General features: G+C 73.5%; 14 protein-coding genes and 1 pseudogene. All 15 read left to right on the forward strand.

The annotated features are described in order from the left end of the window. The first annotated feature begins 4 nt into the window (after positions 1–4). Positions 5–1,552 carry a UDP-N-acetylmuramate--L-alanine ligase gene (murC, locus tag GA0074692_RS01985; RefSeq protein ID WP_091638780.1) on the forward strand — a complete coding sequence of 516 codons (1,548 nt, stop codon included), beginning with the start codon at positions 5–7 and terminating at the stop codon, positions 1,550–1,552. Next, on the forward strand, positions 1,549–2,364 hold the full coding sequence (locus GA0074692_RS01990; RefSeq protein ID WP_091638781.1) for a cell division protein FtsQ/DivIB: 816 nt from the start codon (positions 1,549–1,551) through the stop codon (positions 2,362–2,364). The genes murC and GA0074692_RS01990 overlap by 4 nt, the downstream gene beginning before the upstream one ends. 242 nt (positions 2,365–2,606) lie before the next feature. Further along, on the forward strand, positions 2,607–3,722 hold the full coding sequence (gene ftsZ / locus GA0074692_RS01995; protein WP_091638782.1) for a cell division protein FtsZ: 1,116 nt from the start codon (positions 2,607–2,609) through the stop codon (positions 3,720–3,722). Positions 3,723–3,731: 9 nt separating this feature from the next. Beyond that, positions 3,732–4,478, forward strand: coding sequence for a YggS family pyridoxal phosphate-dependent enzyme (locus GA0074692_RS02000; RefSeq protein WP_091638783.1), 747 nt, complete (start codon positions 3,732–3,734; stop codon positions 4,476–4,478). 188 nt (positions 4,479–4,666) lie between these two features. Continuing rightward, the gene (locus GA0074692_RS02005; protein WP_091638784.1) at positions 4,667–5,365 is read left to right on the forward strand and encodes a cell division protein SepF; all 699 of its coding nucleotides are present in this window, start codon (positions 4,667–4,669) and stop codon (positions 5,363–5,365) included. A 29-nt stretch (positions 5,366–5,394) separates the two neighbouring features. Then, the gene (locus tag GA0074692_RS02010) at positions 5,395–5,694 is read left to right on the forward strand and encodes a YggT family protein (protein WP_091638785.1); all 300 of its coding nucleotides are present in this window, start codon (positions 5,395–5,397) and stop codon (positions 5,692–5,694) included. A 51-nt stretch (positions 5,695–5,745) separates the two neighbouring features. Continuing rightward, the gene (locus GA0074692_RS02015; RefSeq protein ID WP_091638786.1) at positions 5,746–6,549 is read left to right on the forward strand and encodes a DivIVA domain-containing protein; all 804 of its coding nucleotides are present in this window, start codon (positions 5,746–5,748) and stop codon (positions 6,547–6,549) included. A gap of 48 nt (positions 6,550–6,597) precedes the next feature. Then, positions 6,598–7,218, forward strand: coding sequence for a hypothetical protein (locus GA0074692_RS02020; protein ID WP_091638787.1), 621 nt, complete (start codon positions 6,598–6,600; stop codon positions 7,216–7,218). 9 nt (positions 7,219–7,227) lie between these two features. Then, positions 7,228–7,533, forward strand: coding sequence for a DUF167 domain-containing protein (locus tag GA0074692_RS02025; RefSeq protein WP_091638788.1), 306 nt, complete (start codon positions 7,228–7,230; stop codon positions 7,531–7,533). A gap of 22 nt (positions 7,534–7,555) precedes the next feature. Further along, positions 7,556–9,058: a potassium/proton antiporter gene (locus GA0074692_RS02030; RefSeq protein ID WP_091638789.1), complete on the forward strand. Its 1,503-nt coding sequence runs from the start codon at positions 7,556–7,558 to the stop codon at positions 9,056–9,058. A gap of 220 nt (positions 9,059–9,278) precedes the next feature. Beyond that, a complete protein-coding gene (locus GA0074692_RS02035) occupies positions 9,279–9,695 on the forward strand; it encodes a TraR/DksA family transcriptional regulator (RefSeq protein ID WP_091638790.1) in 417 nt (138 codons plus the stop codon). Between the two features lie 67 nt (positions 9,696–9,762). Continuing rightward, a pseudogene (gene lspA / locus GA0074692_RS02040) lies at positions 9,763–10,350 on the forward strand (signal peptidase II); the annotation flags it as partial. A 164-nt stretch (positions 10,351–10,514) separates the two neighbouring features. Continuing rightward, positions 10,515–11,393 carry an RluA family pseudouridine synthase gene (locus GA0074692_RS02045; RefSeq protein WP_245730588.1) on the forward strand — a complete coding sequence of 293 codons (879 nt, stop codon included), beginning with the start codon at positions 10,515–10,517 and terminating at the stop codon, positions 11,391–11,393. Between the two features lie 60 nt (positions 11,394–11,453). After that, complete coding sequence (locus GA0074692_RS02050) at positions 11,454–12,467, forward strand: hypothetical protein (RefSeq protein WP_091638793.1); 1,014 nt, start codon at positions 11,454–11,456, stop codon at positions 12,465–12,467. 96 nt (positions 12,468–12,563) lie between these two features. Beyond that, positions 12,564–14,357, forward strand: coding sequence for a MinD/ParA family ATP-binding protein (locus GA0074692_RS02055; protein WP_091638794.1), 1,794 nt, complete (start codon positions 12,564–12,566; stop codon positions 14,355–14,357). The last annotated feature ends 131 nt before the right edge of the window (positions 14,358–14,488 follow it).

Genomic DNA, 14,488 nt, shown 5'->3' on the forward strand with positions numbered 1-14,488 from the left:
CCTGATGAATACCGCGCAGTTCTCCCCGGCCGGCACACTCACCGCCGAGGACCTGGGCACCATCCACCTGATCGGGGTGGGCGGGGTCGGCATGAGCGGCCTGGCCCGGCTCTTCCTCACCCGGGGCATCCGTACCACCGGCAGCGAGCTGCGGGAGTGGCCCTCGCTGGCCGGGCTGCGCGCCCTGGGCGGCACCATCCACATGACCCACGAACCGGCCAACCTCGACGGCGTGGACACCGTGGTCTACTCGTCGGCGATTCCGGCGGACCACCTGGAGATGGTGGAGGCCGGCCGGCGCGGGCTGCGGGTGCTGCACCGCTCCGAGGCCCTGGCCGCGGCGATGACCGGACGGCGGGCGGTGGCGATCGCCGGCACGCACGGCAAGACCACCACCACCTCGATGGCGACCATGGTGCTCCAGCAGGCCGGGGAGGACCCGTCGTTCGTCATCGGCGGGGAGATCTCCGAGGTGGGTTCGGGCGCGCACCACGGCACCGGGCAGTACTTCGTGGTGGAGGCGGACGAGAGCGACCGGTCGTTCCTGATCTACCGGCCGTTCGTTTCGGTGATCACCAACATCGAGCCCGATCACCTCAACACCTACGGCGACTTCGCCACCCTGAAGGCGGCCTTCGCCGACTTCGCCCGGCTCACCGACCCGGAGGGCTTCATCGTCACCTGCGCCGACGACCCGGCCACCCGGGAGTTGGCCGCGACGCTGCGGGCCGAGGGTCGCCGGGTGCACACGTACGGCGAGGCGCCCGACGCCGACCTGCGGCTGACCGGGATGTCCTCGTCGGCCCGGGGGGTCCGCTACCTGGCCGAGGTGGACGGACGCTCGCTCGGGGAGATCCGCCTGCCGGTGCCCGGTCGCCACATGGGACTCAACAGCGCCGCCGCGGTGCTCACCGCGTACCTGCTGGAGCTGCCGACGACCGCCACCACGGACGCGCTGGCGGCCTTCCCCGGGGTCCGGCGGCGGTTCGAGCGCAAGGGGGTCGCCGACGACGTCCTGGTCTACGACGAGTACGCCTACCACCCGACCTCCATCACGCTGGCCCTGCAGACGCTGCGCGAGGTGGCCGGGGACGGCCGGCTGATCGTCGTCTTCCAGCCGTACCGGCTCTACCGCACCCGCGATCTCCAGGCGGAGATCGCCGAGGGACTGGCCATCGCCGACGAGGTGGTGCTGCTGGAGGTCTTCGGCCCGGGGGAGCTGCGCCAGCCGGGGGAGGGGTCAGCCGCCCTGATCGAGGCGATCGACCTGCCGGCCGAGCGGAAGGTCTTCGTCGACTCGTGGGAGGCGGCGCCGGTGGAGGTGGCCCGGCGGGCCCGCCCCGGCGACGTGGTGGTGACCATGGGCGCGCCGCCGATCTCGCTGATGGGCGACCAGCTCCTCGACGCGCTGCTGGCCCGTACCGGTGATCCCGGCGCGGCCGGGCCGGCGCCCGCCGGGCCCCCGGTCGGCACCACCACCGCGCCGGTCACCGAAGCCGCCGGAGACGCCCCCACCGCCGGTACGGCCGGCGCGTCGCCCGCGGCCGGATGAGCCCCGGCCCGGCGCGGGGGCGGACGGCCGGCGCGGAGCCCGGCGGACGGCGCGGCCCGGCCCGCCGGTGGCAGCTCGTCCGGGCCGGTACCGACGCGGTGCCGCCGTCGACCCGCCGGTTCATGCAGCGTGCCCGGCAGCGCCGACTGCGCGCCGCGTTGCCGTGGGCGGTGGCGGGCGGCGTGCTGGCCCTGGCCGGACTGGTCGCCTGGGTGCTACTCGGCACCGGCCTGTTCGGCGTCCGCGAGGTACGGGTGGTCGGCGCGGAGCTGGTCACCCCGGTGCAGGTCCGCGAGGCGGCAGCGGTGCCGGACGGCGTACCACTGGCCCGGGTCGACCTGGCGGCGACGGCCCGCCGGATCGGCGAGCTGCCGCCCGTGGAGCGGGCCACGGTGACCCGGGAGTGGCCGGGGTCCCTGGTGGTACGGGTGGTGGAACGGACGCCGGTGGCGGTGGTCCCGCAGGGGGAGCGGTTCGTCGTGGTGGACCGGGCCGGGGTGGCGTTCCGGACCGAGCCGAGTCGCCCGGCGGACCTGCCGTTGGCACGGGTGGCCCGGCCCGGCCCGGACGACCCGGAGACCCGCGCGGCGCTGGACGTGCTCGCCGCGCTCACCCCGCAGCTCCGGGAGGCGCTGGTGGACGTCACCGTGGAGGGGCTGGCCCGGATCACGGTCCGGCTCTCCGGTGGACGCACGGTCGTCTGGGGCGACGCTACCCGGGGCGCGGACAAGGCCCGGGTGGCGACCACCCTGCTCGGTCGGAATGCCGACACCATCGACGTCAGCGCCCCCGACGTGGTGACGTTTAGGTGAACCGGAAGGCCGGGGAGGGTGAGCCTGCCCGCTCTCGGCGACGACACGCCGGTCAGGTCCTTGGCTCATCGCACGGGGACGCTTACGTTGCCCGGAAGAGGATCAGTAGTTGACATAACCGTAAGTCTCTAGTAGAGGGTGAAGGTTAAGCCCTTCGTCTTCACGGGTGACAGTTGGCGTCGACCGCGATCCGGGGCGAGTGGTCGGTCGGCGTGGCCAATCTCGAAGGGAAAGGACCGGAGATGACACCTCCGCACAACTACCTGGCGGTCATCAAGGTCGTCGGCATCGGGGGCGGCGGCGTCAACGCCGTCAACCGGATGATCGAGGTTGGGCTCAAGGGCGTCGAGTTCATCGCGATCAACACCGACGCGCAGGCGCTGCTGATGAGTGACGCCGACGTCAAGCTCGACGTCGGCCGGGAACTGACCCGGGGACTCGGCGCGGGCGCCAACCCGGATGTGGGCAAGAACGCCGCCGAGGACCACCGCGACGAGATCGAGGAGGTGCTCAAGGGCGCCGACATGGTCTTCGTGACCTGTGGGGAGGGTGGCGGCACCGGCACCGGCGGCGCGCCGGTGGTGGCCAACATCGCCCGCAAGCTGGGGGCGCTCACCATCGGTGTGGTCACCCGGCCGTTCTCCTTCGAGGGCAAGCGGCGGCAGGTGCAGGCCGAGGCCGGCATCGAGGAGCTGCGCAACCAGTGCGACACGCTGATCGTCATCCCGAACGACCGGCTGCTGGCCCTCGGTGACCGGGGCATCAGCATGATGGACGCCTTCCGTCAGGCCGACCAGGTGCTCCTTTCCGGTGTCCAGGGCATCACCGACCTGATCACCACGCCCGGCCTGATCAACCTGGACTTCGCCGACGTCAAGAGCGTGATGAGCGGCGCGGGTAGCGCGCTGATGGGCATCGGCAGCGCCCGGGGCGAGAACCGCGCGGTCGAGGCGGCCGAGGCGGCCATCTCCAGCCCGCTGCTGGAGCAGAGCATGGACGGCGCGCGCGGCGTGCTGCTCTCCATCGCCGGTGGCTCCGACCTGGGCCTGTTCGAGATCAATGACGCGGCCCAGCTGGTCACCGACGCGGCCCACCCGGACGCGAACATCATCTTCGGCGCGGTCATCGACGACGCCCTCGGCGACGAGGTGCGGGTGACGGTGATCGCCGCCGGGTTCGACGGCGGCGCGCCGGCGTACAAGTCGGTCGACTCGGGCCGCAAGAGCAACCAGAACCAGCCGACCACCCCGCCCTCGCCGGTGCCGCCGCAGACCACGATGCCCCCGTCCACCCAGTCGCCGCGCCGGGTGCTCTTCGACGACGTCGACGTGCCCGACTTCCTCAAGAACGGGTCCTGAGTCGCGCCCATGACCGACCGATCCACCCCGGTCCGCCCCGACCGCCGGGCCGAGCTCACCGCCGGGCTGGCCCGGGTCCGCGCCAGGATCGCTGACGCCTGCGCCGCCGCCGGGCGGGACCGCGCCGAGGTGACCATGGTCGCGGTGACCAAGACCTACCCGGCCAGCGACGTGGTCGCGCTGGCCGGGCTCGGCGTGCTCGACGTCGGGGAGAACCGCGACCAGGAGGCGTCCCCCAAGGCCGCCGAGGTGGCGGCGGCCGGGGTGCACCCCCGGTGGCACTTCATCGGGCAGCTCCAACGCAACAAGTGCCGGTCGGTGGTCCGGTACGCCGACGTGGTCCACTCGGTGGACAGCGTCCGGCTGGCGGACGCGCTGGGCGGTGCGGCGGGACAGGAGCGGGACCGGCCGCTGGAGGTGCTGGTGCAGGTCAGCATCGACGGTGACCCGGCCCGAGGCGGGGCGCTGCCGGACTCCGTCGACCCCGACCGGGGCCTGCCCCGGGTGGCCGAGGCGGTGGCCGGGGCCGGTCCGCTGCGCCTGGCCGGGCTGATGGCGGTGGCGCCGCTGGGCTGGGAGCCGGAACGGGCCTTCGCCCGGCTCGCCGAGGTGGCGGCGGGGTTCCGGACCGTCCATCCGGGTGCCACCGCGCTCTCGGCCGGCATGAGCGGCGACCTGGAAATCGCGATCGAATACGGCGCGACACATGTCCGCGTCGGTAGCGCGTTGCTCGGAATGCGTCCCACGCTGCGGTAGCCTTCCACCGGAAACGCAAATTACATCAGTGTTGTTTGGGTCGGCTTCCCATGTCGGGGGTCAGATGGACGACCGCGAATCGTCCGCTGCGGTTGCCGGCCCGGTCCGGTGGGCAAGGGGAGTCCCACACGCGACACGCGACACGGGCACGGGGGCGCGTGCCGCACGGCGGACGGAAGGGCGCGGCGATGGGTGCACTGCGCAAGGCGGGGGTCTGGCTCGGTCTCGTCGAGGAGGACGACGAGCGGGGCTACGACGACGGTGGCTACGAGAAGAGCAGCTACCGCGACTCGCGGTACCGGCAGAGCCGGTACTCCGAGGAGTTCGCCGACGACGATGACGACGAGACCGAGGACGCGCCGGCGCCCCGGCCACGGCCGGGCGAGCGGAGCCGGCTGTCCGAGCGGGCCACCGCCCGTACGGAGAGTGACCGGTCGGACAGTGACCGGTTGGAGCGGGCCGACCGGACGGAGCGGGCCAGCGTACGGTCGATCACCCGGTCGAGCGTCGGGGAGACCTCCAGCACGAGCTACCACACCCGGGACAACCTCGCCCTGGCGCCCCAGGTGCAGCCCCGGGAGCGGACCGTGGTCGCCGAGGAGGAGCAGCGTTACCAGATCACCACGCTGCACCCGACGACCTACCGCGAGGCCCGGACGATCGGCGAGCACTTCCGTGACGGCGTTCCGGTGATCATCAACCTCACCGAGATGGACGAGGCGGACGCCCGTCGTCTGGTGGACTTCGCCGCCGGTCTGGCCTTCGGCCTGCGGGGTACGATCGAGCGCGTGACCAACCGGGTGTTCCTGCTCTCACCAGCCAATGTCCAGGTCACCGCGGAGGACAAGGCCAAGATCGCTGAGGGTGGCTTTTTCAGCCTGGGTTAACACCCCCCGACCGAGGGACGTCGCCTGCCGTGTTGTCGATCGTGCTCCAAGTGCTGTACCTGATCCTGTACGTCTTTCTGCTCCTCCTCCTGGCCCGCTTCGTGCTCAGCGCCGTGTTGCAGTACGGTCGCCGCTGGCAGCCCAGCCGGGGAGCGTCGGCGGGACTGGAATTGGTGTGGAGCGTCACTGATCCGCCCCTGTGGGCGTTGAGGCGGGTGATCCCTCCGCTGCGGATTGGTACCGTGAGCATCGACCTGGCTTCCCTTGTGCTCCTGGTTATCCTGTTCGTGCTGATGGAGTTCGTGTTAAGGCGGCTGATCCTCGGGTGAACACCCGGCGACCAGCCCGCTACGCGGCCGCAACTGACCCGAGGAGTTTCGATGCCGCTGACCCCGGCCGACGTCCACAACGTCGCCTTCAAAAAGCCGCCGATCGGCAAGCGGGGGTATGACGAGGAGGAGGTTGACGCGTTCCTGGACGAGGTCGAGCGCGAGCTGGCCCGTCTGATAGAGGAGAACAACGAGCTTCGCGCCCAGGTGGAGCGCGGTGGACGAGGCGGCGCTCCGGCCGGCCCCGCCACCGACGCCCGGCTGGCCGCCGAGCTGAACGACGCGAAGGCCCAGCTCGACCGGGCGCAGCGCGACAAGGCCGCAGCTGAGCAGGCCGCCCGCGCGATGCAGGCCGAGTTGGAGCAGGTCCGCTCCCAGGGGGCCCCGCCGGCCGCTGGCGCGGACGGTGAGCAGCAGGCGCTGCGGGTGCTGATGATGGCCCAGCGCACCGCCGACGACCACCTCTCCGACGCGCGCCGCGAGGCCGACCAGCTTCTCACCGAGGCCCGGTCGAAGGCCGAGGAGGTCACCCGCGAGGCCCGCAACAAGGCGGACGCCCTCGAGCGGGACGCCCGGCAGCGGCACCAGGAGGCGATGGGTGGGCTGGACGCCAAGCGCACCTCGCTGCAGAAGCACATCGAGGAGCTCAAGCAGTTCGAGCGGGAGTACCGCACCCGGCTCAAGGCGTACCTGGAGAGCCAGCTGCGCGACCTCGGTGCCCGGGGTCAGGACCTCGAGGCCGACATCAACCGTGCCGAGGGTGGCCGGAGCGTCGGCAACGGTGGCCTGGCCGCCGCCGGCCTCGGCGGATCGTACAGCGGGGGCCGCTCCAACGCCCTCGAAGCCGGCCACTGAGTACCGGGACCAGCTGACCCGGATCGGACGACGCGACGGGGGTGAGCCGTGATAGTCGGAAGTCTCCTGCTCATCCTCGTCGCTGTCGTGCTTCTGGTGGCCGGTCTCGTCAGCGGTTCCAGCGTCCTGCTGATCACCTCCATCGGGGCCAGCCTGCTGGCCGCGGTGGCTCTCGTGGTGGGCGCCCGCCAGGCGGTCGCCGCACGGGCGGCAGCGGATCCGACCGGCGCCACCACTCGTCCGCGTCGACGTGCGCCGGCGGCCGACCTCCGGCGTCCCGCCGGGCAGACCGTGCCGACCCAGTTCGTCCCCGCGCCGGAGGATGCCGATGACAGCGGGTGGCGGCAACCACCCGGGTCGCCGGTGGCCGTTCCGGAGCCCGCGACCCCGCCCGGGTCACCGGTCGCCGTCGAGCCCCAGGACAGCGACCCCGACGACGAGCCCGGCGTGCAGGAGGTCGCTGCGGCCGACGCGGCCCGGGTGGCCCGGCTCGACGCCGAGGTGCTGGTGGTCGACGGCCGGCCCCGTTACCACCTCGCCGACTGCCCGCACCTGCTCGGCCGGGAGGCCGAGCCGCTGCCCGCCGCCGAGGCCGTCGAGTTGGGCTTCACCCCCTGCGCGGACTGCACGCCGGACACCGCCCTGCTCGCCGACTCCCGTCCGTCCTGACCGACCGCCGTGCCGGGGAACGACACGCTGACCGTCGCGGTTCGGGTCAAGCCCGGCGCGTCCCGGGCGCGGGTGGGCGGTCGCTTCGACGGTCCGCACGGGCCGGCGCTGGTGATCGCGGTGAACGCTCCCGCGGTGGACGGCCGGGCGACCGAGGCGGCCCGGCGGGCGCTGGCTGACGCGCTCGGCGTACGAGCGGCTGCGGTCTCCCTGCGGGCCGGCGCGGCGAGCCGCGACAAGCTCTTCCTGGTCGCCGACCCGGAGCCAGCCGTGTCCGCGCTGCTGTCCCGACTACGCGACGGGTCGGACGGGTGAGGGGCCGGCGGGGCGGGCGTCGATGACGCACGACTTGGACCTCGCGCTGCTGGTCGGCGCGGCGGTGCTCCTGGTCGCCATCGGCGCGGTGTGGTCCTCCTCCCGGCTCGGCGTGCCGAGCCTCCTGGTCTACCTGGCCCTCGGCGTGCTGATCGGCAAGTCCGGCTTCGGCATCCGGTTCGACGACGCCGAGCTGACCCGGATGCTCGGCTTCTGCGCGCTCATCGTGATCATCGCCGAGGGCGGGCTCACCGCCCGGTGGAGCACCCTGCGCCCGGTGCTCGGGTTGACCGTGGCGCTGTCCACGGTGGGGGTGCTGGTGAGCATCCTGGTGGTGGGGCTGGCGGCGCACCTGCTGCTCGGCCTGGACTGGCGGCTGGCGCTCCTCTACGGTGCGGTGCTGTCCTCGACCGACGCGGCGGCGGTCTTCGCGACCCTGCGCCGGTTGCGCCTGCCGCCCCGGCTGGTGGCCACCCTGGAGGCCGAGTCGGGGATGAACGACGCCCCGGTGGTGCTGTTGGTGCTGCTGCTGTCCCGGGGCTTCCCGCTGGCTCACCCGTGGTGGTACGAGCTGTTCCTGGTCAGCTACGAGCTGGTCGCCGGGGCCGTGGTGGGCGTCGCGGCCGGCTACCTCGGCCGGATCGCGTTGCGTCGGGCCGCGCTGCCGGCAGCGGGGCTCTACCCGATCGCGGTGGTCGGGTTCACCGTGCTGGCGTACGCGGTCGGGGCCTCGGTGCACGCCTCCGGGTTCCTCGCCGTCTACGTGGCCGGGGTGCTGCTGGGCAACGCCCGGCTGCCGCACCGGCAGGCGATCCTGGGCTTCGCCGACGGGCTGGCCTGGCTGGCCCAGATCGGCCTCTTCGTGCTGCTCGGTCTGCTGGTGACTCCGGCGCGGCTGGACGAGGCGTTCCTGCCGGCGGTGGTGGCCGGCCTGGCGCTGCTCTTCCTCGCCCGGCCGCTGAGCGTGGCCGTGGCCGCGCTGCCGTTCCGGTTTGGCCTCCGGGAGCAGGCCTTCCTCTCCTGGGCGGGCCTGCGGGGAGCGGTGCCGATCGTGCTCGCCACCATCCCGCTCTCCGCGGGGGTGCCCGGTGCGGACCGGCTCTTCGACGCGGTCTTCGTGCTCGTGGTGATCTTTACGCTGGTGCAGGCCGGAACGCTGGCCCCGGTCGCCCGTCGGCTGCGGGTGACCGCGCCGGCCGAACTCGCGGAGATCCAGGTGGAGACGGCGCCGCTGGAGCGGATGCGGGCGGACCTGCTCCAACTGGAGGTGCCGGAGGGCTCCCGGCTGGCCGGGGTGCACGTCGACGAGCTGCGGCTGCCGCTGGGGGCGTCGGTCACCCTGGTGCTGCGCGACGGCACCGGCTTCGTGCCCGGTGCGGACACCAGGCTGAAGGTCGGGGACAGCCTGTTGATCGTCGCGACGGCCGCGGTCCGGGACGAGGCGGAGCGGCGACTGCGGGCGGTCAGCCGCCGGGGCCGGCTGGCTCGTTGGTTCGGTGAATCCGGCGACGACCGTGGCGATTGAGCTGCTATTGTCCTTTTGCTCCGATTGAGGAATGTTCGGGGATGAAATACGGGATATCGGTGCGGCACGTTGTCGGACGCCTGTACGTTCCGTATTCTTGCGAATCTGTGGAGTGCACGGCAGCTGTCGTGCGCCCCTTTTGTTCACTGGGGGACGCCACCGCCGGCGAACCCCGTCCAGGCACCGGGACGCCGCGGGTGCCGCGGCCGAGGAGGCGACGATGGCGAAGCCAGACACCAGGACCGTCGGCCGGAAACCGACGGCGAAGGCCCCCCGCAGCGCCGCCGAGACCGAGAAGATCCGGGCGGCCCTGGCGGCCCGGCGTGACGAGTTGCGCGCCGAGTACGATCACACCCTGAGCGAGATCACCGAACTCCAGCGCGACCGGTTGACCGACTCGGCCGGCGACGATCCGGCCGACACCGGTTCCCGGACCTTCGAGCGGGAGCAGGAGATCTCCCTCGCCAACAGCATCCTGGAGCGGATCGCGCAGGTCGAGCGGGCACTGGAGCGACTCGACGAGGGCGGCTACGGCTGGTGCGAGCGGTGCGGCAACCCGATCCCGGTGGAGCGGCTCGCCGCCTTCCCGTCGGCCACCCTCTGCGTGACCTGCAAGCAGCTGGAGGAGCGGCGCTGAGGCGTGCTCCCCGGCGGCCGGGTCGAGAGCCGGTGAGCGATCACCGCAGGACGTCGATGGGGAGCACATGACGGCAGCAGGGCCGGACGGGCCCGGAACCGCCGAACCGGGTGGTGGCGGGCCCGGACGACGCGCGATCGTGGTCCTCGCCGGCACCGCCGGGTTCGCCTTCCTGGCCGACCTGTCCACCAAGCACCTGGCGCTGGCCACGCTCGACGAGCGGGACCCGGTCCGTCTGCTCGGCGGGACGGTCTACCTCACCCTGACCCGCAACAGCGGGGCCGCGTTCAGCCTCGGCTCCGACCACACCTGGGTCTTCTCGCTGATCACCATCGCGGTGATCGGCTGGATCGGGTGGATGGGACTGCGGCTGCGGTCGGTGCCCTGGGGGCTCGCGCTCGGCCTGGTGCTCGGGGGTGCGCTCGGCAACCTCGCCGACCGGATCTTCCGGGCACCGGGGCACTTCGTCGGCCACGTGGTCGACATGGTGAGCCTCTTCGACCCGTATGGCCAGGTGTGGCCGGTGTTCAACCTCGCCGACAGCGCGCTGGTCTGCGGCGTGGCGCTGGCCGTCGGCCTTGAACTCACCGGCCGACAGCGCGACGGCAGCCGGCTCCGGCCGGCCACCGCCGAGCCCGCCTCGCCCGCGTCCCCCGCCACCGCTGAGCCCGCAGCCACCGCTGAGTCCGCCACCGCCACCACCACCGCCGCCGACGGGCGGCGGGAGACGACGAGCCTCGAGCCGCGGGGGCGGGCGTGAGCGCCCCCCACGGTGGCGGCGACCACCGTTCCCTACCGGTCCCCGACGGCCTCGACGGCATGCGTCTCGACCAGGCCGTGGCCCGGCTGTTCGGGCTCTCCCGCACCGCCGCCGCGACCCTGGTCGACGCGGGCGACGCCCTGGTCGACGGCACGGTCCGGGCGAACTCGCACAAGGTCAAGGCCGGCTCCTGGCTGGAGGTCACCCTGCCCGCCCCGGCCGCCCCGCCGACCGTGGTGCCGCAGGCGGTGCCGGGCCTGCGGGTGGTCTACGCCGACGACGACATCGTGGTGGTGGACAAGCCGGTGGGCGTGGCCGCCCATCCCAGCCCCGGCTGGACCGGCCCGACCGTGATCGGTGGGCTCGCCGCGATCGGACACCGGATCTCCACCAGCGGCGCGGCCGAGCGGCAGGGGGTGGTGCACCGGCTCGACGTGGGCACCACCGGGATCATGGTGGTGGCCAAGAGCGAGCAGGCGTACACCGTGCTGAAGCGGGCCTTCAAGTACCGCGAGGTCGAGAAGCGCTACCACGCGGTCGTGCAGGGCCACCTGGACCCACTGAGCGGCACCATCGACGCCCCCATCGACCGGCACCCGCACCACGACTACCGCTGGGCGGTGGTCTCCGGCGGCAAGCCGAGCATCACCCACTACGACACCGTCGAGGCGTTCCCCGCGGCCAGCCTGGTCGACGTCCGGCTGGAGACCGGCCGGACCCACCAGATCCGGGTGCACTTCTCCACGTTGCGCCACCCCTGCGTGGGCGATCTCACCTACGGTGCCGATCCCACCCTGTCGGCCCGGTTGGGCCTGTCCAGACAGTGGCTGCACGCCCGTGCGTTGAGCTTCCTGCACCCCCGAACGGGGGACGAGGTCCAGTTCGTCAGCGACTACCCTGACGATCTGGATTGCGCGCTGGGTCGCCTACGCGACTGACGTGCCGGCCCGTCGGCGGCGGTCCACCGGTCACCCGACGACGTGAGGGGGCGGTCGCCCGTGCGTACCGGCGAGCTGTTGCGCCGCCTGGACCAGCAGTGCCTGCCGCCGCTGGTCCGGGCCCTGACCGGGCGGGGCCGGCCCCGGCTGCTGGGCTGGGTGGCGTTCGCCTCGGTGGGCGCGGTCCTGCTCACCGCGTTCTGGGCAACCGACCGTCCGCCGGTCGGCGACCGGACGGTGGGCGAGGTCACCCGGGTCGGGTTGGGCGAGGGCGACTCGATCCCCAGTTACCTGCGCGCCGCCGGGGACGAACTCGCCGCGCTGCCGGACCCGGCCCCGGCGGCCGGGTCGACGTGGGCGCTGGTGTCCCTCGCCGAGTACCTGCCGCCGGAACGGCTCGCCCCGGTGCTCGGGGACGTGCCGGTCGCCGTGGTCTTCGGGCGGGTGCCGTTGCCCGGCCGGCAGACCCAGATCGTGCGTATTCCGGCACCCCGGGTGCCCGAGGACGTGCGGGCCGGGATGGTCGAGCTGGCCGGGCGCAAGGAGCGGGAGGCGGCGGACTACCGGGCCCGCGGCGCGGAGCTGACCGGTGACGGGCCGCAGGAGCGGGAGCTGCGCCAGCTCTACCAGAGCGGAGCCGAGGTGGCGACGGCCGAGGCGGCGGCGTACCGGGCCGGTTGTTCCTGCGTGTACGCGGCGGTGGTCCGGGCCGAGCCGGCCCGGCTGCGGACGGTGGCGGCCCGCCCCGGGGTCCGGGCGGTGGACCCGGCGCCCGAGGTGGAGCGGCTGGACCGGACCGTCTTCACCCCGCCCCTGCCCGAGCAGGAGGACCAGGTCCGCCCGCCGGCCGACGAGCAGCTGCCGAGCGCGCCGCCGTCGCCCCGGTCCACCGGCCCAGTGCCCACCGGCCCGGTGCCCAGCGGTACGCCGGGCGGTACCGTGACCAGCGCGCCAGCCCCGACCGCGCCGAGCAGCCCGGCCGGCTCGGGCGGGGCCACCACGGTCGCACCGCAGCCGTCCCGGTCCACTCCGGACGGACCGATCAGCGGGGATGGCTCCGAACCGACGCCGTGAGACCGGCGACGGAGAGGTGCGCGTACCGGTGTGGTCCGAATAGGGTTGGCTTCGTAGCCTGTCGGGCGGAGATGGATGGCGCTGGGAGGGCGAGCCTTGGACGGCACCGAGACCGGTTGGGGTCGGTCGGCCGAACCAGCACCGCGCTGGCGTGCACTGCTCGACCGGGCTCGGCTCGGCGGCCGTGGCGGCGGGGAGCAGGCGGAGGTCGACGGGCGGGACGACGAACCGTTCCTGCCACCGGAACGGGAGCCCTTCCTACCGCCGGAACCGGAGCCGCTGCCCCGGCGGGGCGGTGGGAACGGCTACGCCGGACGGGCGCGGGCGATGGAGCCGACGTACGGCGGGGAGCCCGGATACCGGTCGGACCCGGCCTACCCGGCGGAGCCCGGTTACCCGGGCGGGTCGACGTACCGTGCCGACTCCGGCTACCGGGCCGACTCGGGGCACCCGGGCGGGACGACCTATCCGGCTGAATCGAAATATCCGGCTGAGCCGAAATACCCGACAGACCCGGCGTACCCGGCCGAACCAGCTTATCGCGCCGATTCGGGCTACCGGGCCGACGCCGACGCCGGCTACCGTTCCGGTTCCGGTTACCGCGCCGACTCCGGCTACCGCGGCGGAGATCAGGGTCCGTGGGGGCAGCGGGAGGAAGCGACCTACCGCCCGGCCGAGCCGGCCTACCCGGCGGAGCCCAGCTACCGGACGGAGCCGGGCTACCCCACCGAGCCGGCGTACCGGGCGGAACCGGCCTACCAGCCGGAGCCGACCTACGCGGCCCCGGCGGAGTCGGCCTACGCGGCCCCGGCGGAACCGGCCTACCAGCCGGGACCGAGCTATCCGGCCGAGCCGGCGTACCGGGGAGAGCCGCCGTCCCCGCCGGCGGAGTCCCGGTACGCGCTGCTGGAGCAGTACCGGCACAACCCTTACGCCAGCGAGAGCCGCCACGCGGCGCTGGAGAGCGGCTACCGTCAGCCGGAGCCCGACTACCCGCCGCCGGTGGCCCGAGCGGCGGTGCCCGCCGTCGCCGATCGCGGCTATCCGGCGCAGCTGGAGTGGCGTCCGCAGGCCGTCGAGAGCGAGCAGGACCGGGCGGCGGCGATCCTGCGGCGCGACTTCGGCACCCCCCGGGTGCTCGCCTTCGCCAACCCGAAGGGCGGGGTGCACAAGACCACCGCCACCGTGCTGGCCGCCGCGACGGTGGGCAGCGTCCGGGGCCGGGGTGTGCTGGCCTGGGACGACAACGAGTTGCGCGGCACCCTCGGGCTGCGCGCCGGTAGCGCGCGGCACGCCCGGACGATCCGACACCTGATCACCGACCTGGCCAGCATCGAGATCAGCCAGGGCCCCGACCTGGTGGAACAGCTCGACGACTACCTGCGGCACGCCTCCGACGGCTCGTACGACGTGCTGGCCGGCGAGGAGAGTCCCCGCTTCGCCCAGAAGCTCGACAAGTACACCGTCCAGCGGGTGCTCGAGCTGCTCCGCCGGACCCACGACGTGATCTGCGTGGACACCGGCAACAACGTGGAGAGCCCGAACTGGCGGGCGGTGATGCAGGCCGCCGACCAGCTCGTGCTGACCACGGTGCCCCGGGAGGACGCGGCGTTCAGCGCCGACTGGATGCTCGACTGGCTGCACGAGGTCGGCATGGGCGAGCTGGCCGACAACGCGGTCACCCTGCTCTCCTGCCCGAACCCGGAGCGCTCGCCGCTGCTGGACGACTTCCAGCGGCACTTCGCCACCCGGACCCGGGCGGTCGCCGTGGTGCCCTACGACCCGGCCCTGGAGACCGGCTCGTCGATCGAGTACCACCAGCTCCAGCCGGAGACCCGGCAGGCGTGGCTGCGCGCGGCCTCGGTGATGCTGGAGCCCTTCGGCCGGTGAGGCCGGGACGGGCCACCGCCGTGCCACGGCGGCGGGCTGCCTGAGAGGATCACCGGGTGAGCCCGGCAGTCCCCGACCCCGACCGTCCCGTCGAGCACGCCGACGCGGCGCACCCGCCGCATCCGCCCGCC

Origin of the sequence: Micromonospora pallida (genome assembly GCF_900090325.1) — a bacterium.
GTDB classification, from domain to species: domain Bacteria; phylum Actinomycetota; class Actinomycetes; order Mycobacteriales; family Micromonosporaceae; genus Micromonospora; species Micromonospora pallida.

Coding starts and splice junctions, on each gene's coding strand:
- murC (WP_091638780.1), top strand. CDS start 5: ATGAATACCGCGCAGTTCTCCCCGGCCGGCACACTCACCGCCGAGGAC.
- GA0074692_RS01990 (WP_091638781.1), top strand. CDS start 1,549: ATGAGCCCCGGCCCGGCGCGGGGGCGGACGGCCGGCGCGGAGCCCGGC.
- ftsZ (WP_091638782.1), top strand. CDS start 2,607: ATGACACCTCCGCACAACTACCTGGCGGTCATCAAGGTCGTCGGCATC.
- GA0074692_RS02000 (WP_091638783.1), top strand. CDS start 3,732: ATGACCGACCGATCCACCCCGGTCCGCCCCGACCGCCGGGCCGAGCTC.
- GA0074692_RS02005 (WP_091638784.1), top strand. CDS start 4,667: ATGGGTGCACTGCGCAAGGCGGGGGTCTGGCTCGGTCTCGTCGAGGAG.
- GA0074692_RS02015 (WP_091638786.1), top strand. CDS start 5,746: ATGCCGCTGACCCCGGCCGACGTCCACAACGTCGCCTTCAAAAAGCCG.
- GA0074692_RS02030 (WP_091638789.1), top strand. CDS start 7,556: ATGACGCACGACTTGGACCTCGCGCTGCTGGTCGGCGCGGCGGTGCTC.
- GA0074692_RS02035 (WP_091638790.1), top strand. CDS start 9,279: ATGGCGAAGCCAGACACCAGGACCGTCGGCCGGAAACCGACGGCGAAG.
- GA0074692_RS02045 (WP_245730588.1), top strand. CDS start 10,515: ATGCGTCTCGACCAGGCCGTGGCCCGGCTGTTCGGGCTCTCCCGCACC.